Origin of the sequence: Rhodococcus sp. NPDC057529, from assembly GCF_042802055.1 — a bacterium.
Lineage (GTDB): Bacteria > Actinomycetota > Actinomycetes > Mycobacteriales > Mycobacteriaceae > Rhodococcus_F.
Genome location: NZ_JBHVEY010000005.1, coordinates 167,419 through 189,667 on the forward strand (window position 1 = coordinate 167,419; position 22,249 = coordinate 189,667).

The 22,249-nt window shown below is 71.3% G+C and carries 19 protein-coding genes; 9 read left to right on the plus strand and 10 right to left on the minus strand.

Annotated features, from left to right (window positions below; genetic code table 11):
• The first annotated feature begins 59 nt into the window (after positions 1 to 59).
• From fabG1 to ACFU5V_RS11730, 3 genes are read left to right on the plus strand one after another with little or no spacing between them, the layout of a single operon-like run.
• A complete protein-coding gene (gene fabG1 / locus ACFU5V_RS11720; RefSeq protein ID WP_378699258.1) occupies positions 60 to 809 on the plus strand; it encodes a 3-oxoacyl-ACP reductase FabG1 in 750 nt (249 codons plus the stop codon).
• 45 nt (positions 810 to 854) lie between these two features.
• Positions 855 to 1,652 (plus strand): NADH-dependent enoyl-ACP reductase InhA, encoded by a 798-nt coding sequence (gene inhA, locus ACFU5V_RS11725; protein WP_005241845.1) that lies wholly within the window; start codon positions 855 to 857, stop codon positions 1,650 to 1,652.
• A gap of 41 nt (positions 1,653 to 1,693) precedes the next feature.
• Positions 1,694 to 2,803 carry a ferrochelatase gene (locus tag ACFU5V_RS11730; protein WP_378699260.1) on the plus strand — a complete coding sequence of 370 codons (1,110 nt, stop codon included), beginning with the start codon at positions 1,694 to 1,696 and terminating at the stop codon, positions 2,801 to 2,803.
• Here ACFU5V_RS11730 and ACFU5V_RS11735 read toward each other — a convergent pair.
• Positions 2,769 to 3,578, minus strand: coding sequence for a hypothetical protein (locus ACFU5V_RS11735; protein WP_378699262.1), 810 nt, complete (start codon positions 3,576 to 3,578; stop codon positions 2,769 to 2,771). The two genes, ACFU5V_RS11730 and ACFU5V_RS11735, sit on opposite strands and share 35 nt — an antisense overlap.
• Before the next feature lie 67 nt (positions 3,579 to 3,645).
• Here ACFU5V_RS11735 and ACFU5V_RS11740 point away from each other — a divergent pair, with 67 nt between their 5' ends.
• The 3 genes from ACFU5V_RS11740 to ACFU5V_RS11750 are packed head-to-tail and all read left to right on the plus strand — an operon-like array spanning position 3,646 to position 6,122.
• Positions 3,646 to 4,485 (plus strand): DUF3097 domain-containing protein, encoded by an 840-nt coding sequence (locus ACFU5V_RS11740; protein WP_072942048.1) that lies wholly within the window; start codon positions 3,646 to 3,648, stop codon positions 4,483 to 4,485.
• Between the two features lie 8 nt (positions 4,486 to 4,493).
• Positions 4,494 to 4,925: an NfeD family protein gene (locus ACFU5V_RS11745; protein ID WP_005241863.1), complete on the plus strand. Its 432-nt coding sequence runs from the start codon at positions 4,494 to 4,496 to the stop codon at positions 4,923 to 4,925.
• A complete protein-coding gene (locus tag ACFU5V_RS11750; protein ID WP_378699264.1) occupies positions 4,926 to 6,122 on the plus strand; it encodes an SPFH domain-containing protein in 1,197 nt (398 codons plus the stop codon).
• 8 nt (positions 6,123 to 6,130) lie between these two features.
• On the opposite strand, the gene ACFU5V_RS11755 is transcribed toward ACFU5V_RS11750, so the two are convergent.
• The 7 genes from ACFU5V_RS11755 to ACFU5V_RS11785 form a co-directional block, all read right to left on the minus strand.
• Positions 6,131 to 10,447, minus strand: coding sequence for a type I polyketide synthase (locus ACFU5V_RS11755; protein ID WP_378699265.1), 4,317 nt, complete (start codon positions 10,445 to 10,447; stop codon positions 6,131 to 6,133).
• Positions 10,444 to 10,731: an acyl carrier protein gene (locus ACFU5V_RS11760; RefSeq protein ID WP_378699267.1), complete on the minus strand. Its 288-nt coding sequence runs from the start codon at positions 10,729 to 10,731 to the stop codon at positions 10,444 to 10,446. Before ACFU5V_RS11760 ends, ACFU5V_RS11755 begins: the two co-directional genes overlap by 4 nt.
• Before the next feature lie 29 nt (positions 10,732 to 10,760).
• The gene (locus tag ACFU5V_RS11765; RefSeq protein WP_378699269.1) at positions 10,761 to 12,506 is read right to left on the minus strand and encodes a fatty acyl-AMP ligase; all 1,746 of its coding nucleotides are present in this window, start codon (positions 12,504 to 12,506) and stop codon (positions 10,761 to 10,763) included.
• A gap of 132 nt (positions 12,507 to 12,638) precedes the next feature.
• Complete coding sequence (locus ACFU5V_RS11770) at positions 12,639 to 13,166, minus strand: hypothetical protein (protein ID WP_378435853.1); 528 nt, start codon at positions 13,164 to 13,166, stop codon at positions 12,639 to 12,641.
• The gene (locus ACFU5V_RS11775) at positions 13,163 to 13,744 is read right to left on the minus strand and encodes a hypothetical protein (protein WP_378435855.1); all 582 of its coding nucleotides are present in this window, start codon (positions 13,742 to 13,744) and stop codon (positions 13,163 to 13,165) included. The genes ACFU5V_RS11770 and ACFU5V_RS11775 overlap by 4 nt, the downstream gene beginning before the upstream one ends.
• Positions 13,745 to 13,775: 31 nt before the next feature.
• Positions 13,776 to 14,513, minus strand: coding sequence for a TVP38/TMEM64 family protein (locus tag ACFU5V_RS11780; RefSeq protein ID WP_378435857.1), 738 nt, complete (start codon positions 14,511 to 14,513; stop codon positions 13,776 to 13,778).
• A 49-nt stretch (positions 14,514 to 14,562) separates the two neighbouring features.
• Positions 14,563 to 15,381, minus strand: coding sequence for a PaaI family thioesterase (locus tag ACFU5V_RS11785; RefSeq protein WP_378699271.1), 819 nt, complete (start codon positions 15,379 to 15,381; stop codon positions 14,563 to 14,565).
• A gap of 117 nt (positions 15,382 to 15,498) precedes the next feature.
• Between ACFU5V_RS11785 and ACFU5V_RS11790 the strand changes: the two genes are divergently transcribed.
• The 3 genes from ACFU5V_RS11790 to meaB are packed head-to-tail and all read left to right on the plus strand — an operon-like array spanning position 15,499 to position 20,682.
• Positions 15,499 to 17,415 (plus strand): methylmalonyl-CoA mutase family protein, encoded by a 1,917-nt coding sequence (locus tag ACFU5V_RS11790; protein WP_378699273.1) that lies wholly within the window; start codon positions 15,499 to 15,501, stop codon positions 17,413 to 17,415.
• The gene (gene scpA / locus ACFU5V_RS11795) at positions 17,412 to 19,676 is read left to right on the plus strand and encodes a methylmalonyl-CoA mutase (RefSeq protein WP_378440715.1); all 2,265 of its coding nucleotides are present in this window, start codon (positions 17,412 to 17,414) and stop codon (positions 19,674 to 19,676) included. The genes ACFU5V_RS11790 and scpA overlap by 4 nt, the downstream gene beginning before the upstream one ends.
• Position 19,677: 1 nt before the next feature.
• Positions 19,678 to 20,682: a methylmalonyl Co-A mutase-associated GTPase MeaB gene (gene meaB / locus ACFU5V_RS11800; RefSeq protein ID WP_378699276.1), complete on the plus strand. Its 1,005-nt coding sequence runs from the start codon at positions 19,678 to 19,680 to the stop codon at positions 20,680 to 20,682.
• On the opposite strand, the gene ACFU5V_RS11805 is transcribed toward meaB, so the two are convergent.
• Together ACFU5V_RS11805 and ACFU5V_RS11810 are read right to left on the minus strand one after the other, a co-directional pair.
• Positions 20,671 to 21,702, minus strand: coding sequence for a nucleoside hydrolase (locus ACFU5V_RS11805; protein ID WP_378699278.1), 1,032 nt, complete (start codon positions 21,700 to 21,702; stop codon positions 20,671 to 20,673). The two genes, meaB and ACFU5V_RS11805, sit on opposite strands and share 12 nt — an antisense overlap.
• Positions 21,699 to 22,166 carry an OsmC family protein gene (locus tag ACFU5V_RS11810; RefSeq protein WP_378699280.1) on the minus strand — a complete coding sequence of 156 codons (468 nt, stop codon included), beginning with the start codon at positions 22,164 to 22,166 and terminating at the stop codon, positions 21,699 to 21,701. Before ACFU5V_RS11810 ends, ACFU5V_RS11805 begins: the two co-directional genes overlap by 4 nt.
• Positions 22,167 to 22,249: the final 83 nt, after the last annotated feature.

Below are 22,249 nucleotides of genomic sequence, written 5' to 3' on the forward strand. Positions count from 1 at the left end.
CGTTCCACCGCCGCCCCGCGCTTCCACTCCTGCACATCTGAACAGATAGGTTTATCCGCATGTCTACCCCAGAAACTACTGACGCGTCGGTGCGGACGGTGTCCACTCCCCGGTCGGTGCTCGTCACCGGCGGCAACCGTGGGATCGGCCTCGCTGTCGCGCAGCGCCTCGCGGCGGACGGGCACAAGGTCGCGGTCACGCATCGCGGCTCGGGTGCACCCGACGGCCTGTTCGGCGTCCAGTGCGACGTCACCGACACCGAGTCGATCGACCGCGCCTTCAAGGAAGTGGAGGCGCACCAGGGGCCGGTCGAGGTCCTCGTCGCGAATGCCGGCATCACCGACGACACGCTGATCATGCGGATGACCGAGGAGCAGTTCACCTCCGTCGTCGACGCCAACCTGACCGGCGCGTTCCGCGTCGCGAAGCGCGCCACCCGCTCGATGCTGCGGTCGCGGTTCGGCCGGTTCGTGTTCCTCGGTTCGGTCGTCGGGCTCGCCGGCGGTCCCGGCCAGGTCAATTACGCGGCGTCGAAGGCCGGTGTGGTCGGCATCGCGCGGTCACTGACCCGCGAACTCGGCTCCCGGTCGATCACCGCGAACGTGGTGGCCCCGGGATTCATCGACACCGACATGACGGCGGTCCTCGACGACAAGTACAAGGACATGATCACCGGCGCCGTCCCGCTGCAGCGGCAGGGGAAGCCCGAGGAGGTCGCCGCGGTGGTGAGCTTCCTGGCCTCCGACGATTCCGCGTACGTCTCCGGCGCGGTGATCCCCGTCGACGGCGGCCTCGGCATGGGCCACTAGAACACCACACCACTTCCCGGACTTTTCTTCACAGGAGGACACCTCATGGGCGGATTGCTCGAAGGTAAGACCATTCTCGTCACCGGCATCATCACGGACGCGTCCATCGCGTTCCACGTCGCCAAGGTCGCCCAGGAACAGGGCGCCAAGGTGATCATCACCGGATTCGACCGTCTGCGGTTGATCGACCGGATCGCGCAGCGGCTGCCGCAGCCGGTGCCGCCGGCGCTCGAACTCGACGTGCAGAACCCCGAGCACCTCGCGAGCCTCGCCGACCGGATCCGGGAGATCGCGCCGGAGGGTGTCGACGGCGTCGTGCATTCCATCGCGTTCGCGCCGCGGTCCTGCCTGGGCAGCCCGTTCTTCGACGCACCGTGGTCCGACGTCGGGGTGGCGTTCGAGGTGTCGGCGTACTCGTACGCGTCCCTGTCGAAGGCGCTGCTGCCGGTGCTGAACGACAACGCGTCGATCGTCGGCATGGACTTCGACCCGGCGCGGGCGGTGCCGTTCTACAACTGGATGGGTGTCGCCAAGGCCACCCTCGAGTCGGTGAACCGATATGTCGCCAAGGAGGTCGGCGAACGCGGTATCCGCTCCAACCTCGTCGCGGCGGGTCCGATCAAGACCCTCGCCGCCAAGGCCATCGCCGGCACCGCCACCGACGACGCCAAGCAGATGAACGAGCTGAACACGGCGTGGGACGAGCGCGCACCCATCGGCTGGAACGTCGACGACCCGGAGCCGGTCGCGAAGACCGTGTGCACCGTGCTGTCCGACTGGCTGCCCGGCACCACCGCGTCGATCATCTACGTCGACGGCGGCGCCCACGCGATGGCCGGCTAGGGCACTACCCGGGGAGTGCGCCCCGAACGGCAGCACGGAAGATGGGGATCATGATCGCTGTGAATTCGACGGACGGTTCCGGTTCCCGGTTCGACGCCCTTCTTCTGTTGTCGTTCGGGGGTCCGGAGAAGCCCGACGACGTGCGCCCGTTCCTGGAGAACGTCACCCGGGGCCGGGGGGTGCCGCCCGAACGTCTGGACGCGGTCGCCGAGCACTACCTGCATTTCGGGGGTGTGTCGCCGATCAACGCCCTCAACCGCGACATCATCTCCCGTGTCGAATCCGAATTGGCAAGCGCCGGAATCGATCTGCCCGTGTATTTCGGTAACCGGAACTGGCATCCGATGGTCGAGGACACGGTCGCCCGGATGGGTTCGGACGGTGTCCGCTCGGCCCTGGTGTTCCCGACGTCGGCGTGGGGCGGGTACTCGGGGTGCCGGCAGTACCACGAGGACGTCTCCCGGGCGCGGGCCGCGGCCGGCGACGGGGCGCCGCACCTGCTGAAGCTGCGGCAGTACTACGATCACCCGCTGCTGGTCGGGGCGTTCGCCGACGCCGTCCGCGCGGCCGCCGCGCAACTCCCCGCCGAGCACCGGGCGGACGCGCGGCTCGTGTTCACCGCCCACTCGGTGCCCGTCTCCGCGGACGTGAACGCCGGACCGCCCGCGGAGGGCGGTCGCCTCTACAGCCGGCAGGTGGCCGAGGCCGCGAGGCTCACCGCCCGCGCCGCCGGCTTCGACGACTTCGATCTGGTGTGGCAGTCCCGGTCCGGGCCACCCCAGGTGCCGTGGCTCGAACCGGACATCTGCGACCACCTCGACGCCCTCGCCGGCGACGGTGTGCGCGCGGTGATCGTGTGCCCGGTGGGTTTCGTCTCCGATCACCTCGAGGTGGTGTGGGACCTGGACACCGAGGCGCGGGACAAGGCCGCCGAACTCGGCATCGACTTCGTGCGCGCGGCCACACCCGGGACGGATCGGCGGTTCGCGGAACTCGTCGTCGCACTCGTCACCGAGCAGCTGACCGGCGCGTCCGCCGCGCGGCTCGGATCCGAGCCGCTGCTCGGGTCCACCCTGGACGGCGCGTCCTGCGCGGTCGAGTGCTGCAAGGCCGTCGTCAGGCCGTCAGGCCGTCCCGCGCACACGCATTGACGGCGGCGGTGCGCGCCGAGCGCACCGCCGACCGCAGCGGCCGCAGCAGGTCCTCGAGGGTGGCCGCGCCCGACGCGGACACGGTGCGGGCGGGGGCCATCTGCTCGGCGACGGTGAGGATCGCGGCCACCTGATCGGCCGAGTCCAGGATCCGCAGCGCCCGCGGCGCGATCGTCGTCGGATACCGGTGCAGCGCGGACTTCGCCAGCGCATCGGCGATCAGCGCCCGCGGATCGGCGCCGAAACCGGAATCGAGCATGTGCAGGGCCTCGAGCGCGGCCGCGGCGTCGCGCACCGCCTCCCGCATCGTGAACTCGGCCTCACCCAGACCGGTGTGGTGCGCGTCGAGGGGGAGTCGCTCGATCGTCGACACCGTCCACCGCAGCACGTCGGGACCCTCGACGTGCGGGACGAGCCCCGTCCCGGACCGGCCGGGCGGCCCGACGAGGACACCCTCGCCGGTGCCGATCGCGGCGGACGCGAACCCGGTGCCGGCGGGCAGCCCGCGCACATCCCCCGGCCCGGGCAGGACCAGCCGGATCTCGGTCTCGGGTTGCGACACGGAACGGCGCATCGTCTGCAGCAACGCCGTCACCCCGGCGTCCTGCGGGTCGGGCCACGGCAGTCCGGTGCGCCGCGCCGTGTCCTGATCCTCCGCGCAGGCGAGATGCATCGGCGCCCACGCGTGGAGGGCGTCGATGACGTCGTCGGGTGCACTGTTCCCGGCGAGCCAGGAACTGGCCCACACGGTGAGAGTGGCGCTGGGTGAAGTCACGATAAACGAGCATATGTCGGCGTGGCGGCGTGTGTGTAACGGCGCCGCTGGCATAGCGTCAGCGCCCGTGAGCGGAGGCGACAGATACGGCGACATCTTTTCCGGACACCCACGCGCGAGGAAGCCCGTGACACCGACGGTTCCGGCCGAACGGGACCTCGTCGTCGAGGACGCGGGCACCGGGTTCTGCGGGGCGGTGGTGGGGTTCGAACGCACCTACGACGGCGACTTCGTCCGGCTCGAGGACGGGGCGCGGCGCACCCGGTTGTTCGCGATGCGGGAGGCGGCGTTCCTGATCGACGGAAAACCCGTCACCCTGGTGCGCCCCGCGGCGAAGCCCGCCGGTCCGCCGGCCACCCGGTCGGCGTCGGGGTCGACGAAGGTCGAGGGGCTGCGGGCCCGGACCGCGCTGGCCAGCCGGATCTGGGTAGAGGGTGTGCACGACGCCGCCCTGGTGGAACGGGTGTGGGGGCACGACCTGCGCGTCGAAGGGGTCGTCGTCGAGCACCTGGAGGGTCTCGACAACCTCGGGGAGCGGCTCGCCGAATTCCGCCCCGGACCGGGACGACGCGTCGGCGTGCTCGTCGACCACCTCGTCACCGGGTCCAAGGAAACCCAGCTCACCCAGGGGCTCGGGCCGAACGTGCTCGTCACCGGGCACCCGTTCATCGACGTGTGGGAGGCGGTCCGGCCGTCAGCGGTGGGCATCGCGGCCTGGCCGAAGATTCCGCGCGGTGAGGACTGGAAGACCGGGGTGTGCCGCGAGTTGGGCTGGGGGACACCGCGCGACGGGTGGCGCCGGGTGTACTCGGCTGTCGACACGTTCCGCGACCTGGAGGCGCCGCTGATCGGGGCGGTCGAACAGCTGGTCGACTTCGTCACCGTCGGTTCCGGAGATTCTGGTTAGATGGTGTTGTGGCTGCATTGATTTGGCTGGTAGCGGGGGTGCTGCTCGCCGCCGCCGAAGCGTTGACGGGGGACTTCTTCCTCCTCATGCTGGCGGGCGGTGCGCTGGCCACGGCCGGGGTCACCGCGATCACCGACTTCCCGGTCTGGGTCGACGCGGTGATCTTCGGGGTGCTGTCCCTCGCGCTGATCCTCGGGGTGCGCCCGGTGTTGTTGCGCAAGTTCGAGACACCGCCGCCGACCCCGACGGGGATCGAGGCGCTCACCGGCAAGCAGGCCCTGGTGCTCGAGGAGGTCGCCGAGCACGCGGGGCAGATCAAACTCGGCGGGGACGTGTGGACGGCCCGCCCACTCGACAGCACCGAAGTGTATCCACCGGGAACGACCGTGACGGTAATGCAAATTGACGGCGCGACCGCCGTCGTATGGAGGGGACCGTAGATGGCAGCACTCATCGTGTTGATCGTGCTCGTGTTGTTCGTTGCGCTGGTGGTGGCCAAATCGGTGGCGCTGGTCCCGCAGGCGGAGGCCGCGGTGATCGAGCGACTCGGCCGGTACTCGCGGACCGTGTCGGGGCAGCTGACGTTCCTGATCCCGTTCGCGGACCGGATCCGGGCCAAGGTGGATCTGCGCGAACGGGTGGTGTCGTTCCCGCCGCAGCCGGTGATCACCCAGGACAACCTGACGCTGAACATCGACACCGTGGTGTACTTCCAGGTCACCAACCCGCAGGCCGCGGTGTACGAGATCAGCAACTACATCGTCGGTGTGGAGCAGTTGACCACCACCACGCTGCGCAACGTCGTCGGCGGCATGACGCTGGAGGAGACGCTCACCTCGCGTGACTCCATCAACGGGCAGCTGCGCGGGGTGCTGGACGAGGCCACCGGCCGCTGGGGTCTGCGCGTCGCCCGGGTCGAACTCAAGAGCATCGATCCGCCGCCGTCGATCCAGGAGTCGATGGAGAAGCAGATGAAGGCGGACCGCGAGAAGCGGGCCACCATCCTCACCGCCGAGGGGCACCGGGAATCGGCGATCAAGACGGCGGAGGGCGACAAGCAGTCCCGCATCCTCGCCGCGGAGGGCGCGAAGCAGGCGTCGATCCTCACCGCGGAGGGTGAGCGGCAGTCCCGGATCCTGCGGGCGCAGGGCGACCGGGCCGCCAAGTACCTGCAGGCGCAGGGTCAGGCGAAGGCGATCGAAAAGGTGTTCGCCGCAATCAAGTCCGGCAAACCCACCCCCGAGCTTCTCGCGTACCAGTACCTACAGACGTTGCCGCAGATGGCGCAGGGCGACGCGAACAAGGTGTGGCTGGTGCCCAGCGACTTCGGCGACGCCCTCAAGGGGTTCGCGAAGACGCTCGGCGCGCAGGGGCAGGACGGGGTGTTCCGGTACGAGCCCTCCACCACGGACGAGGATCTGCCCAAGCCCGAGGACGATTCGGAGGAGGTCGCCGACTGGTTCGAGACCAAGTCCGATCCGGCCATCGCGCAGGCCGTCCGCGCCGCGGAGGTCGAGGCGCGACAACCCGTCGACGGTCCGCTCACCAAGCCCGGCGGCGCCGACGAGCACGCGCCGCTGTACCCGGGAGGAGCACCCGGGCAGCTGCCGCCGCCCGTTCCCCCGCACGGCGGCTGACCGCCCGCCTACACGGTCGCGGCGAGTTCCTCGGCGAGAGCCGCCACGGTGGACCGGATCTGCTCCTCGGTGTGGCAGGAGGTGACGAAGAACCGCAACCGGGCGAGGTTCTCCGGCACCGCCGGGTAGAGGATCGGGTTGACGTTGATGCCGCGCCGGAGTAGCGCCCCCGACAGCGCGAGGGTGCGGAGTGAATCCCCGACGATGCAGGGGATGACCGGGGTGTCCCGACTGTCGCCGGTGTCGATTCCTGCGTCCGCGGCGAGCTGCAGGAAGAGCCGGGAGTTGCGACGCAACCGGTGGAGGGCGTCGGGTTCGGCACGCATCTGCCGGATCGCCGCGAGGGACGCCGCGGCATTCATGGGGGTCATCCCGACGCTGTAGACGAAGCCGGGCGTCGTGTACTTCAGGAACCGGATCAGTTCGGCGCTGCCCGCGACGTAGCCGCCGCAGCCGGCGAGCGCCTTCGACGTCGTGCCCGACCACAGTTCCACGTCGTCGCGGTCGACGCCGAAGTACTCGCCGATGCCGCCGCCGGTGGCGCCGAGCACCCCGATGCTGTGCGCCTCGTCGATCATCATCATCGCCTGGTGCTTCTTCTTCACCGCGATCATCGCGGGCAGGTCGGGAATGTCACCGTCCTGGCTGTACACGCCCTCGATGAGAACGAGGACCCGCCGGTACCGGGAGCGGATCGCGGTGAGCAGGTCGTCGAGCGCCGCGTGGTCGTTGTGCGGGAACGGGCGCCGGGTGGCGCCGGAGAGTGCGCAGCCCTGCAGGATGCTGTCGTGCGCGAGGCTGTCGTGGACGACCAGGTCACCCTCCCCGAGAAGGTGGCCGATGACCGTGACGTTGGTGGCGTGCCCGCTGACGAGGGCGATGGCGTCCTCGGTTCCCAGCAGCCCGGCCAGTGCGGCCTCGAGTTCGCGGTGGACCGGTTTCTCCCCGGACAGCACGCGGCTGGCCGAGCAGGAGCTGCCGTAGCGGGCGACGGCGTCCTGGACCGCGGACACGACGGCCGGGTGGCCGGACATGCCGAGGTAGTTGTAGCTGGAGAAGTTGAGGACCTCCGCGCCGCCGATCGTCGACGTGTCCCGGGTGACACCGTCGTTGACGAGGAAGTACGGGTTGGTGACGCCGAGCCCCTCGGCGGCGGTCAGCCGGGCGGCGAGCGCCTGCACCTCCGGGAACTCGGCGATGCGGAACTCGGGTGCCACCAACGGTTCCGGGTCCGGGACGGGCGTCGCGGTGCGCGGCGATCCGGGCCGACGGTGTGTCGCCACGTGGTCGATCACCTCGCCGATCGTGCGGCACGGCGTGAACCAGTCCGCTTCGACGGCGAGACCGGGGAAGGCGCGGCGCAATCCGCCGAACAGGTCGGTGATCATGATCGAGTCGAATCCGAGGTCGCCGGTGATCGTCTGCGCCGCCGTCAGCGTGGCCGCGGGGAATCCGCTGACCCGTGCGACCTCCGCGCGCACCCGGGTTGCGGTGTCGCCGCTCGCCGCCGCGGGATCCGGCCCGGTGTCCGGTGCCGCCGCCGGGACCGGCAGGGCCGTCCCGGGAACCGCGGCGGCGGCAGCGAGCACGGCGGCCTGCTCCCGGAAGAGGGCGATCAGTTGGTCCATGGTGCTGTCCTCGGGTTCGGCGGTGACGGTGGGTGGTGCGGGTGCGGCGGGCTGCGCCACGTCTGCGGGTGCGGCGGGCTGCGCCACGTCTGCGGGTGCGTTCTCGGGTGTCCAGAAGCGGGCGGTGGTCGCGAACGGGTAGCCGCGCAGTCGCCGGCGGACCCGGGCTCCCGGCTCGTACAGCGCGTCCCACGCCGGGTCGTGGCCGTCCCGGTACAGGGCGGCGACGGTCGCGGGAAGTTCGTCGCCGGTGGCGGCCGGGCCGGGGCACGGCGCCAGGTGCCGCGCCGGCGAGCCGGGATGGGCGCGGGCGGTCAGCGACAACAGGATTCGTGCGGGACCCACCTCGATCAGGTGGGTCGGATCGCAGGTCAGGGCGGCCGCGGCGGCGTCCGCGAACCGCACGGTCGCCGCGAGGTGGTCGGTCCAGTAGGTCGCGTCCATCGGTTCGTCGACGTCGAGCAGCCGCCCCCGGGTGGTCGAGAAGATCGGGATCTCGGGCGGCCCGTACGTGCAGTCGGCGGCGACCTCCGCGAACGCGTCCCGGATCGGCGCCATCGAGGGGGAGTGGAAGGCGTGCGAGACGGTGAGCCGGCGGACGGAGACTCCGGCGGCGGTGAGCGCGGCACCGATCCGGTCGACGGCGTCTGCCGCCCCCGACAGCACCACGTCCCGCGGCCCGTTCACGGCCGCCAGTGCGGCCGCGGGTTCGCCGGCGAGCAGGCCGGAGACGTCGTCCGGGGTGGCCCGCACCGCCAGCATCGTGCCGCCGGCGGGCAGTTGCTGCATGAGCCGTCCCCGCGCGACGATCAGCCGGCACGCGTCGTCCAGGCCGAACACGCCGGCGTGCGCGGCGGCCGCGTATTCGCCGACGCTGTGCCCGATCAGCCACGCCGGTTCGATGCCCAGTTCACCGAGCGTCCGGGCCAGCGCGTACTCGACCGCGAACAGGGCGGGCTGCGCGAACTCGGTCCGGTGAATGTCCTCGCCGGCGCCGAACAGCACCTCCTGGACCGAGCGGCCCAGGTGCGGCGTCATCCGCTCGTCGACGTCGGACAGCGCCCGCCGGTACGTGCCGTGCTTCTCGTGCAGGGTGCGGGACATTCCCGGGTACTGCGCGCCCTGCCCGGTGAAGAACCAGCCGACGCTGACGGGGCGGGCCGTCCCGGACAGCGACGCGAGCAGGTGTTCGTCGCGGGCCGCCGCGCGCAGCGCCGCGACGGCGTCCTCCCGGTCGTGGGCGGGGAGCGCCAGCCGGTGGCGCCCGGATGCCTTGACGGTGTTCGTACTCCAGCACACCCGGCCCAGCTCGGTGTGGGGGTGGGCGAGCAGATCGTCGGCCAGGGCGGCGGCGGTGCGGGCGAGGCCGTCCGGGTCGTTCGACGACAGGGTGAGCACGCCGCCGCCCGGACTCGCCGCGTGCGAATCGCCGGCGGGCGCCGCGGCCAGCAGCAGGTGGGCGTTGGTGCCGCCCAGCCCGAAACTGCTCACGGCGCCGTGCACGTCGCCGCCGGGCAACGGCATCGGCTCCGACAGGAGCGCAAGACCGTTGTCCGCCAACCGGAGCCGCGGGTTGACGTCCGCCGCGCCGCGGCTGGGCGGCACCACCCGGTGGTGCAGCGCGAGAGCGACCTTGATCAGTCCGGCCACCCCGGCGGCGCCCTCGGTGTGACCGAGATTGCCCTTGATCGACCCGATCGCGCACGGCCGCGGGCGGGGCACCGCGTGGACGTGACCGAGCGCCTTGATCTCGATCATGTCGCCGAGCACCGTCCCGGTGCCGTGCGCTTCGACGAACGCGACCTGTGCGGGCGTGACACCCGCCCGCCGGTACGCCTTCTCGACGACCTGCTGCTGGGCCCAGCGGTTGGGGGCGGTGATCCCGTTGCTGCGGCCGTCGTTGTTGACGGCGCTGCCCTTGATGACGGCGTAGATCGGCAGGCCCTCCGCCCGCGCATCCGCGAGCCGGCGCAACACCAGTACCGCGACCCCCTCGCCGCGGCCGATTCCGTCGGCCGCCCCGCTGAACGGTTTGCACCGGCCGTCCGGCGCGGACAGCCCGGCCTGCGTGTAGAAGACGTTCACCGTAGGGGTCAGGGTGAGATTGACGCCCCCGGCGAGGGCCTGGTCGCAGTCCCCGGACCGCAGCGCTGCGCAGGCCAGGTGGACCGCGACGAGCGACGACGAGCAGGCGGTGTCGATCGCCATGCTCGGGCCCTGCAGGTTCAGCTGGTACGACATCCGGTTGGCGGTCATGAAATAGCCGTTGCCGCTGCCGAGTTGGGCGGTGATGCGCGACAGGTCGCGCATCTGGAGATTCCACTCGTTGGCCATGACGCCGACGTACACGCCGGTGTTCGAACCGGCCTGGGCCCGCGGATCGAGTGCGGCGTCCTCGAACGCCCGCCACGCCGACTGCAGCAGCAGCCGCTGTTGCGGGTCCATCGCCGCGGCCTCGCGGGGTGCGATGCCGAAGAAGTCGTGGTCGAAGGCGTCCGCGTCGGCGACGAATCCGCCGCTGCGGTTGTTGACCGAGCCGGCGCCACCGGCGGCGTCGAACACGGTGTCCGCGTTCCAGCGTCCGGTGGGGACGTCGGTGATGCCGTCGCCGCTCCCCATCAGCAGGCTCCACAAGGCGGCGGCGTCGGGGGCCTGCGGGAAGCGGCAGTCGAGGCCGACGATCGCGACGTCGGTCATGACGCCTTCCGGTGCCGCGGTGCGGTTTCGCCGACGACGAAGACGGCCAGCTCGGCGATCGTCGGATAGTCGAACACCACGGTGGGATCGAGTTCGAGGTCCCAGCGGTCCTCGATCTCGCCGCACAGGCTCACCGCGGACACCGATTCGATTCCCAGTTCGGCGAGCGGAAGGTGCGGGTCGATGTCGTGCACCGGCCGTTCGGTGTGGTCGGCGACCCGGCCGGCGAGCCAGTCGATGACGGGGGCGAGGTCGCGGCGGGTGAACTGCTCGGGGGCGGGCATCGGATTCTCCTGGTCGGTGAGCGGGGGGGTCAGGCGGGCACAGTGGTGGTGGTCCGGAGGCGCTGCACCGCCGGGTCGATCTCCTCGTGCAGGACGGCGTCGACGCGGGACCGGAGGAACGAGGCGCGCATCGAGCTGCGCTGGACCTTTCCGCTGGTGGTGCGGTGCACGCCGCGGCGGTCGACCAGCACCACGCTCGGCGCGGGGACGTCGAAGGCCCGGGCGACGCAGACCCTGATCCGGCGGGCGAGTGCGGGCAGTGTCAGGTCGTCGATCAGTGCGGTCCTGACCTCGTGGATCACCAGCAGCCGCTCGTGCTGCCCGGTGTCGAGCGCGAACACCACCCCGGCGGACCCGGTGAGCGCCGGATGCACGTCCCGCACGGCCTCCTCGACGTCCTGCGGGTACAGGTTGCGGCCGTTGACGATCAGCAGGTCCTTCAGGCGGCCGGTGACGTAGAGGTGCCCGTCGTCGAACACCCCGAGGTCGCCGGTGCGCAGGTACGGTCCGTCGCCGTCGAGGGTGGCGTGGAACTTCTCCGCGGTCTCGCCGGGCCGTCGCCAGTAGCCGGCGGCGACGCTGCCGCCGGAGATCCAGATCTCCCCGACCCGGCCGGGCGGCTGCTCGCGGCCGGTGTGCGGGTCGACGATGCGGATGTCGCACCCGAAGGGCCTGCCGCTGCCGACCAGTCGGGCGCCGCCGGCCTGCGGTGTCAGTTCGTGGCGCTCCAGCGCGGCCGCATCGACGTCGAGATATTTTGGGGCGCAGCCGACCTCGCCGGCGGTGGCGAGCAGGGTCGCCTCGGCCATGCCGTATGCGGTCAGGAAGGCGCCCGCCCGGAAACCGACGGGCCCGAGCCGGTCGATCACGGCGTCGAGGGTGCGGGGCCGGATGGGTTCGGCCCCGTTCAGGGCCACCCGCACCGAGGACAGGTCCAGTCCGGCCAGTTGGTCGTCGGGGATCCGGCGGGCGAGGAGGTCGTACGCGAAGTTCGGGCCGAGGGTCATGTCGGCGCGGTACCGGTCGATCAGCTGCAACCAGCGCACCGGCCGTTTGAGGAAGGCCGTCGGCGACATGAACGCGAGGTTGCCGCCGGCGTAGAGCGGCGACAGCAGCATGCCGATCAGCCCCATGTCGTGGAAGTGCGGGAGCCAGCCGGCGACGGTCACCGTGTCGTCGCCACCGATTGCGTCGGTGATGGCCGCCGCGTTGTGCAGCAGGTTGCCGTGGGTCACCATCACGCCCTTCGGTTCGCTGGTGGAACCGGACGTGTACTGGAGGAAGGCCAGGGTGCCGGTGTCGAGGACGGGCAGCCGCCAGCGGTCGGGGTGACCGAGTGCGGCGGTGTCGGTGGCGGCGACGGAGACCGGGGCGGCGAGCCCGGACTCGCGGATCCAGCTGTCGAGCGGTTCGGCGACCGCGGACGTGGTGAGCACGAGGCGCACGTCGGCGTCCGCGAACATCGTCGCGACCCGCTGCATGCTGCGCCCGTCGTGCGGGACGGGTGCGGGTACGGCGACCACCCCGGCGTAGAGGCATCCGAGAAACGCGCGGAGGAAGTCGATCCCGTCGACGTACAGCAGCATCACCGGGTGCGCGGCCTCGGGCCGCGTCGACAGCCACACCGCCAGCGCGCGGGCGTCCCGGTCCAGTTGGCGGTAGGTCACCGTCTCGGCGACGAGTTCCCGGCCGACCTCGCGGTGGTAGACGTAGGACCGGTCGTCGCCGTACACGGCGACCTGGGTGCGGACGTGTGACACGAAATCGGTAGGCACGGATGCTCTCTCCCTCGGACTGGACGAGTACGACTCTCGTCCGCGCCGAGGCGGAAACCCATCACCCCCAGGGCTGGTTTCGCGCACCCCCGGGGTGAATGTCCCACACCGGGGGAGGTCCCGGGAGGGCCTCTACGTGATGAGGGCGCGTCCCGTTCCGCACACCGCGACCGCCCAGAGCACGCTGGTGAACGTGCCGATGATGAATTGTTCCGACGCGTGCGCCTCCCGCAGTTCGGGGTAGCGGGCCAGTCCCTTGACCGCCAGGACGACGGCGATGCCCTCCGGCCAGGCAGCGAGGATCGAGACGGCGACGGCGGCACGCTCGAGGAGGCCGATGATCCGTCCGCCGCGCAGCGGCCCGGCGTCGGGTCGTGGGTCGGATCCGGCGTCGGGCTGGCGGCGCGCGATGCGGAACGCGGCCAGCACGAGCGGCGCCCCGCCAGTAGTTGCGGCCGCCACGCACAGGACGAGGGTCGCGGCGAGGGCGAATCCGGTGACCGGTGTGGTGGCGGACGCGGCGACCGCCGCGACGGTCAGGGCGAGCACGACCACGATCGGCGCAGCCCACTGCGACATCCAGCGGGGGCCGCGGGGCGCCGCGAGCACCAGGGGTGCGAGCGCGGCGACGGCGAGGGCGATGAGGGCCAGGGTGCTCACGTGTCCGCCTTGCGTAGGAGTCGTTCGGCCAGTCGTCGTCCCGCGGTCTCGACGTGCCAGCCCGCGGTGGAGAGTCGTTGGGAGACGGCCTGCTTGCTGATCCCCAGCGCGCGGGCCGCCTCGGTCTGGGTGGAGCCGCGCCGCATCTGCTCGACGGCCTCACGGCCCTCCTCGGTGCGGCGCGCGACGAGGACCGCGACGAGGGCGAGCGCGGTGTCCGCGTCGGCGGCGCCGTCCGGGTCCGGACCCTCGACGGCCACCCGGCCGGGGGCGCTCTTGGCGCGGTCGACGGCGATCCGCGCGGATTCGAACGCGGGGCCGCGCCCGGCCCGGGTCTCGGTGGGGAGGGGTTCCTCGACGGGTCCGGCGCCGATGCCGATGCTCCAGTGTTCGCGGGCGACGAGGTCGAGGGCGAGGTCGACGACGGTGGCCGGGTCAGCGACGACGGCCTGGACCTCGTCGCCGGCGGTCCGCTGGAACGGGCGGACGAGGTCGCGGTGCGCGAATTCGGCGAGGAGTGGGGCGACACGGTCGATGTCGCGGCGGCTGCCGCGCTGGTCGACCGTCAACACGAACACAGGTCAAGGTTAGAAACTGGAAACTGCGATGTCAAGACTCAAAGCTTGACTTCGAGGTTTCAAGGTTGCGGGATTGACTCGTCTCGGCGGGGTGGTCGACGACCGGGTCCGGCACCGCGTCACCGGACCCGTCCAGCGGCCGCCGGGAATCCACCACCAGCCCGGCAATTCCGACGGCGATACACACCGCGGACAGCACCAGGAGTCCCGGCTTCGTCTCCCCGGTGAGCGCGTCGCCGAGCACGACGATGCCGACGGTCCCCGGCAGCACACCGATCACCGTGGCCAGCACGTAGGGGACCAGCCGGATCGAGGACACGCCGGCGCAGTAGTTCACCACCGAGAACGGAACGAACGCGATCAGCCGCAACGACCCCACCGCGAGCCAGCCGCGCCGGGCGATCCGCTCGTCCACCCGCCGGATCGTCGGGTTGGAGATGCGCTGCCACACCACGTCCCGGCCGACGGCGCGCACCAGGTAGAGGGCGAGCACCGCACTCAGCGTCGACGCCAGCACCGCGATCGCGATGCCCAGCCACGCGCCGAACAGCAATCCGGCACTGAGCGTGAACACCGTGCGGGGGAACGGGAACACCGTCACCACCGCGTGCACGGCGAAGAAGACGAGGGGAAACGCCGGACCGACGGAGTGCGCCCATTCCCGCACCTGCAGCACGGACGGATGCGGGGCCAGCAGCGCCACGACGACCAGCGCGACTACCAGCACTGCGACGCCGATCACCCTGCGGTCCCCGAGGCGTCTCTTCACAGGGCACCAGGCTACCCGGGAGACCGGTCCGGGGCGCCGCGAGCGCCGGTCAGGGCAGCCGGCGGCGCCCGGTCACCGTCGCCTCGACGCAGACCCGCCCGCCCGACGTCCCGGCCACCCGGGTCGTCGCCACCGCGCGGCCGGCCCGGATCACGTCCGCGGTGAACGTCGTGTCGCAGTCCAGGGGAACCGGGCGGAAATAGTTGATCCGCACGGACGCGGTGTCCATGTCCGCGCCCCGACCGGTCAGGGCCGCGCTCGCGGCCAGGTCCGTCGCACAGGCCTGGACGCCGCCGTGCACGAATCCGAGCTTGTTCGCGATCAGCGGGTTCGCCGGCACCACCACCCGCGTACCGGCGTCCTCGACCCGCCCGCCGATCCAATCGAGCGGCGCGACCCCCGGTTGCGGGAACTCGGGGAGGGCGGCGCCGCCCGGCGCCGCCGCCGGCAGGTCCACGAAGTTGCCCCACAGGGTGCCGGTGGCGATCAGGGTGCCCGCCGCATCGTGGACGCGGGCGGTGGAGGTGCCGCCGTCGGCGGTGACCGCGAGGAGCCGGCTCTCCGCCCACAGCGTCGGGCCCCGCCACCGCCGGGGCGTGACGACGTCCATCGACAACTCGGCCGTGACCAGGCCGTCGCGTGTTCCGCGCCGGTCCCACACCGTGAATCCGAGGAGGTCGTCGAGCAGCACGGCGAGGACGCCGCCGTACGAGATGTCGGCGGTCTTCGCGGCGAGCGCCGCGATGTCCATGCTCATACGATTGAGTGGTTCGCCGCGGTCGTCGATGTCCCGGGTCGGCGCACCGAGCCCGAACAGCCGCTGGGTGTTCGTGCGACCGGTCACCGCCGGTTCGTGCGCAATGCTCATGACCTGAGGTTATTCATCGTGTGGTGATCCTCACGATAGGGGGCGCCGAACTGCGGCTAGCATCACAGTCACACAACGTATTGATCGATCGCTCATCAGGGAGAGGAAGCCGACACCGTGTCACTAGCTTCAGAAACCGAGGAAGCTGCGCGGGCGTACGCCGACTGGCAGCAGTCCGTGGCCGGAGTCCTCGCGAAGTCGCGTCGGATCGACGCCGCGGAACTCGGTCCGGAACCCCAGAAGCTCCTCGAGACCGTCACCTACGACGGTGTCACCGTCGCACCGCTCTACAGCCCCCGCGACGAGCGCCCGGAGCAGCCCCTGCCCGGCACCTTCCCCTACGTGCGCGGCGCCGACGCCACCCGCGACGTCAACGCCGGCTGGCTGGTCAGTGCCCGTTTCGGTGACGGCGCGGAGGCCGCGGACGTCAACCGCTCCGTCCTGGACTCCCTGGAGAACGGGGTCAGCGCCCTGTGGCTCGCCGTCGGCGGCGCCGACCTCCCCGTCCGGTCCCTGGAGACGGCCCTCGACGGGGTGCTCCTCGACCTCGCCCCGCTGACCCTCGACGCCGGCACCGACGCACCGCTCGCGGCGCGGGCGCTGTTCGCGCTGCTCGACGCGCGTGCCGCCGCCGGCGACGGGGTCACCGACCGCACCGCGGTCCGTGTCGACCTCGGGGCCGCACCGCTGACGAGTGCGTTCGCCGGTGCCGCCGACGTGGAACTCGGCGACGCGGTGACCCTCGCCACCGAGTCCGCGGCCCGGTCCGAGAGCGTGCGGGCGATCGCGGTGGACGGCACCGCATTTCACGACGCCGGTGCCTCCGACGCCGAGGAACTCGGCGCGTCGATCGCGGCGGGGCTCGAGTACTTGCGGGTGCTCACCGCGAGCGGGCTGACCATCGGGCAGGCGCTCGGGCAGCTCGGCTTCCGGTTCTCGGCCACCGACGACCAGTTCCAGACCATCGCCAAGTTCCGTGCCGCGCGGCTGGTGTGGGCGCGGATCGCCCAGGTGTGCGGCGCCTCCGACTTCGGTGGCGCCCCGCAGCACGCCGTCACGTCCGCCGCCATGATGGCGCAGCGCGACCCGTGGGTGAACATGCTCCGCACCACCCTCGCCGCGTTCGGTGCCGGCGTCGGCGGCGCGGACGCCGTCACGGTGCTGCCGTTCGATTCCGCGCTGCCCGCCGGGGCGCTGGGGGTGTCGAAGACCTTCGCCGCGCGCATCGCCCGCAACACCCAGCTGCTGCTGCTCGAGGAGTCGCACCTCGGCCGGGTGCTCGATCCGGCGGCCGGGTCCTGGTACGTCGAGGACCTCACCCAGCAGGTCGCGGCGAAGGCGTGGGAGTTCTTCCAGCAGATCGAGGCGGCCGGCGGCTACCTCGCCGCACTCGACGCCGGCCTGATCGGTGGACGGATCGCCTCCACTCGCGCGCAACGTGATTCGGACATCGCGCACCGCAAGACCACCGTCACCGGCGTCAACGAGTTCCCGAACCTCGGCGAGGCTCCGCTGCCCGCGGGCGCCGCCGGCACCGGCCGGGTCGCCCGGTACGCCGCCGCGTTCGAGGCGCTGCGGGACCGCTCCGACGCCTACCTGGCGGCCCACGGTGCGCGACCCACCGTGTTCCTGGCCCCGCTCGGACCCGTCGCCGAGCACAACGTGCGGACCACGTTCAGCGCGAACCTGCTGGCGTCGGGCGGCATCGAGGCCCTCAACCCGGGCCCCCTCGCGGTCGGTGACGGCAGCATCGCCGCCGCCGCGCAGGATTCCGGCGCCGGCATCGCCGTGATCTGCGGCACCGACAAGCGGTACGCCGCCGAGGCCACGGCCGCGGTGGAGGAACTGCGCGCCGCCGGAATCGGCACCGTGCTGCTCGCCGGCCCGGAGAAGGTCGTCGCCGACGCGGACGGCGCCGCCCGGCCCGACGGATTCGTCACCGCCCGCATCGACGCAGTCTCGGTCCTGTCCGGCCTGCTCGACACCATCGAGAGCCCGAGCGACTCCTCGGGCGACACAGGGAGCAAGAAGTGACTACTCGCGAGGTCAAGCACGCGATCGGCAGCTTCGCCGAAGTGCCACTGGAGGATCCGCAGTCTCCGCAGCCGTCCGCTCCGACCCCGGAGCAGACCGAGGAGCTGATCGCGTCCGCCGCGGCGGCGAACCACTACAGCCCGGAACAGGTGGTGTGGTCCACCCCCGAGGGCATCGACGTCAAACCGGTCTACACCAAGGCCGACCGGGACGCCGCCGAGGCCGAGGGCTACCCGGTCGGCAGTTTCCCGGGCGCCGCGCCGTTCGTGCGCGGGCCGTACCCCACCATGTACGTGAACCAGCCGTGGACGATCCGCCAGTACGCGGGCTTCTCCACCGCCGCCGAATCCAACGCCTTCTACCGCCGCAACCTCGCGGCCGGGCAGAAGGGTCTGTCGGTGGCGTTCGACCTGGCGACGCACCGCGGCTACGACTCCGACCATCCGCGGGTGCAGGGCGACGTCGGTATGGCCGGGGTGGCGATCGACTCGATCCTGGACATGCGTCAGCTGTTCGACCACATCCCGCTCGACAGTGTCAGCGTGTCGATGACGATGAACGGTGCGGTGCTGCCGATCCTCGCGCTGTACGTCGTGGCCGCCGAGGAGCAGGGTGTCGCCCCGGAGCAGCTGGCCGGAACCATTCAGAACGACATTCTGAAGGAGTTCATGGTCCGCAACACCTACATCTACCCGCCGAAGCCGTCGATGCGGATCATCTCCGACATCTTCGCGTACACCAGCGCGAAGATGCCGAAGTTCAACTCGATCTCCATCTCCGGCTACCACATTCAGGAGGCCGGGGCCACCGCCGACCTGGAGTTGGCGTATACCCTCGCCGACGGTGTCGAATACATCCGCGCCGGCCTCGACGCGGGCATGGAGATCGACAAGTTCGCGCCGCGGCTGTCGTTCTTCTGGGCGATCGGCATGAACTTCTTCATGGAGGTCGCGAAGCTGCGCGCCGGCCGCCTGCTGTGGAGTGAACTGGTCGCGAAGTTCGAACCGAAGTCCGCGAAATCGCTGTCGCTGCGCACCCACTCGCAGACGTCGGGCTGGTCGCTGACCGCGCAGGACGTGTACAACAACGTGGCCCGCACGTGTGTCGAGGCGATGGCGGCGACCCAGGGGCACACCCAGTCGCTGCACACCAACGCACTCGACGAGGCCCTCGCCCTGCCGACGGACTTCTCCGCCCGCATCGCCCGCAACACCCAGCTGCTGCTGCAGCAGGAGTCGGGGACCGTCCGGCCCATCGACCCCTGGGGCGGTTCGCATTACGTCGAGTGGCTCACCCACCAGCTGGCCAACCGGGCGCGCGCACACATCGCCGAGGTCGAAGAGGCCGGCGGCATGGCGCAGGCGATCAGCGAGGGCATCCCGAAGCTGCGCATCGAGGAGGCCGCGGCCCGCACCCAGGCCCGCATCGACTCCGGCCGGCAGCCGCTGATCGGCGTCAACAAGTACGTGCCGGACGAGGCCGACGAGATCGAGGTCCTCAAGGTCGAGAACTCGCGGGTCCGCAAGGAACAGCTCGAGAAGCTGGACCGGCTGCGCGCCGACCGGGACTCGGGAGCCGTCGAGGCGGCGCTCGCGGAACTGAGTCGCGCCGCCGCGGCCACCGAGGGCGGCATGGAGAACAACCTGCTGGCGCTGGCGATCGACGCGGCCCGGGCGAAGGCCACGGTCGGGGAGATCTCCGAGGCGCTGGAGAAGGTGTACGGGCGTCACCAGGCCGAGATCCGCACCATCAGCGGGGTGTACCGGGACGAGGCCGGGAAGGTCGACAACATCAACAAGGCAACCGAACTCGTCGAGAAGTTCGCCGAGGAGGAGGGCCGGCGTCCCCGTGTCCTCATCGCGAAGATGGGGCAGGACGGTCACGACCGCGGCCAGAAGGTGATCGCCACGGCCTTCGCGGACATCGGATTCGACGTGGACGTCGGACCGCTGTTCCAGACCCCGGAAGAGGTCGCCAACCAGGCGGCCGACAACGACGTCCACGTGGTCGGTGTGTCGTCGTTGGCCGCAGGTCACCTCACGCTGGTGCCTGCGCTCCGGGAAGCACTCGCGGCGGTGGGACGTCCCGACATCATGATCGTGGTCGGTGGCGTCATCCCGCCCGGCGACTTCGCCGAACTGTACGAGGCCGGTGCCGCGGCGATCTTCCCGCCGGGGACGGTCATCGCGGACGCCGCCAGCGGTCTGCTCGAGAAGCTGGCCGCGCAGCTCGGCCACGACCTGACGGGCACCCCGGAATAGCATGGGGCGCCCTCCAGTCGACATCGATGCCCTCGCCCAGGCCGTGCGCGCCAATCAGCGCGCCGGCCTGGCGAAGGCCATCACCCTGGTCGAGTCCACCCGCACCGATCACCGGGAGGCGGCGCAGCGGCTGCTGCTCGAATTGCTGCCGGAGTCGGGGAAGGCGCACCGGGTCGGGATCACCGGGGTGCCCGGCGTCGGGAAGTCCACGTTCATCGACGCGCTCGGGATGCACCTGATCGGGCAGGGGCACCGGGTGGCGGTGCTGGCCGTCGACCCGTCGTCGACGCGCACCGGCGGGTCGATCCTGGGTGACAAGACACGGATGGCGCGGCTGACCGTCGAGAAGGACGCCTACATCCGGCCGTCCCCGACGTCGGGGACCCTCGGCGGGGTCGCGAAGGCGACCCGCGAGACGATCGTGCTGCTCGAGGCGGCCGGTTTCGACGTGATCCTCGTCGAGACGGTCGGTGTCGGGCAGTCCGAGGTGACGGTCGCGAACATGGTGGACTGCTTCTGCTTCCTGACCCTGGCCCGCACCGGCGACCAGTTGCAGGGCATCAAGAAGGGGGTCCTCGAACTCGCCGACCTCGTCGCGGTGAACAAGGCGGACGGCAAGCACGAGCGGGAGGCGAAGGGCGCCGCCCGGGAACTCGCCGGGGCGCTGCGTCTGATCTACCCGCACGACGCCGTGTGGACGCCGCCGGTGATCACGATGAGCGGTCTCGAGGGTGTCGGTCTCGAGGACTTCTGGAACACCGTCTGCAAGCACCGGGAGGTGCTGACCGCGGCGGGGCAGTTCGAGGAGAACCGGCGCCGCCAGCAGGTGGACTGGACGTGGACGATGGTCAACGACCAGTTGCTGCGCCGCCTCGCGTCGAACACGAGGGTCAAGGCGATCCGCGGCGACGTCGAACAGCGGGTGCGGGAGGGTTCCCTGACGGCGGCGCTGGCCGCCGCCGAGATCCTCGACGCGTTCGACGGCGCGGACTCCTCAGCCGACTGATTTCGCGAAGCGCCCGACCCGGTCGACGAGATCGTCGAAGAACGCGGCCGGGTCGGTGCTCACCGCGACGTCGACGTTGGGTTCCCGGTTCCAGTGCCCCACCCAGTCGGCGACCGTGGTGCCCCGGGTGAGCCGGCCGTGCAGTTCGACGTCGACGGTCGCCGGCCGGGTCCGTGCGATCGCCGGGTTCAACGCCACCGCCGCCGCGAACGGGTCGTGCATGTGCGCCAGGAACCCCTGGTCGTGGGTGCGGTGGAAGTCCATGTAGAACCGGATGGCGTCGGACAGGTGCCGGATCACCGCGTTGCTCGCGGTCGAACGCACGTGCGGGCCGTCGTCGGGGGAGATGATCTCGGCGGGCGTGCTGCCCGCCGCCTCCGCCAGCCGCCGCACGTGGTCCGGTGTCATCTCGATCGTCTCGGTGACGTCCAGCCCGCACAGGATGGGACGGCTGCCCTCCGGCAGACCGGAGAAGGCGTCGAACACCTCCTTGGCCGCCTCCGGATCCACCGACACGTTCCATTCACTGGTGGGGGTGGTGTTGCCGGGGTGGTTGAACGCCCCGCCCATCACGACCAGGCGCCGCAGCAGCCGGGGCAGTTCCGGTTCCTCGCGGATCGCGAGGGCCAGGTTCGTCAGCGGCCCGGTCACCAGCCCCGTCAGTTCCCCGGGAGCGTCCCGGACCAGGTCCACCCACAGGGTGGTCGCGTCCCGCGCGGACAGCGACCGGCCGGACGGCGGGAGGACGGCGTACCCGATGCCCTGCGGGCCGTGCGTGTCCTCGGTGGTGCGCAGCGGGCAGTACAGCGGCACCCGGGCGCCGAGCGCCACCTCGACGTCCGGTGCCCCGCACAGTTCGAGCCAGTTCAGGTTGTTCGCCGCGACCTGCTCGACGGGCACGTTGCCGGCGGTGCTGGCGATGCCGGCGATCTCGGCCTCCGGGCTGGCCAGCAGGTACAGCAGGGCGAGGGAGTCGTCGATGCCGGTGTCGACGTCGACGATCAGCCGCTGCCTGCTCACACCGTCACCACCGTCGGCCGGTGGTGCACGGGGAACGCGACCGACCGGGCGATGAAGCACTTCGCGTGCGCCCGGGCGTGCAGCGACTCGGCGCGCGCGGCCATCGCCGCATCGGCGACGGTCACCGTGGGATGCAGCACGACCTCGGTGAATTCGCCTGCCCCGTCCGGGTGTTCGGACATCGTGCCCGTCGGGTGGTCCCGGTAGTCGACGACGACCACACCGGCCGCGGCGGCCAGACCCAGATACCAGAGCATGTGGCACTGCGACAGCGACGCGACGAGCAGTTCCTCCGGATTCCAGCGTGCAGCGTCGCCGCGGAACGACGGGTCCGCGCTGCCCGGCAGATCGGGTTTCCCGGCCGCCGCGATCACGTGGTCCCGGTCGTAGGTGTCCGGGCCCGACGTTCCCGCGCCGCGGTTGCCGGTCCAGCTGACCGTCAGCGTGTAGTCGTGTGTGCTCACCAGACCATTCTTCACGGCCCCGCGATGAGTTTCGCCGGCGGGCACGGTCTGCCTTCGTAGAGCACGACACGGCGACCGGAGGA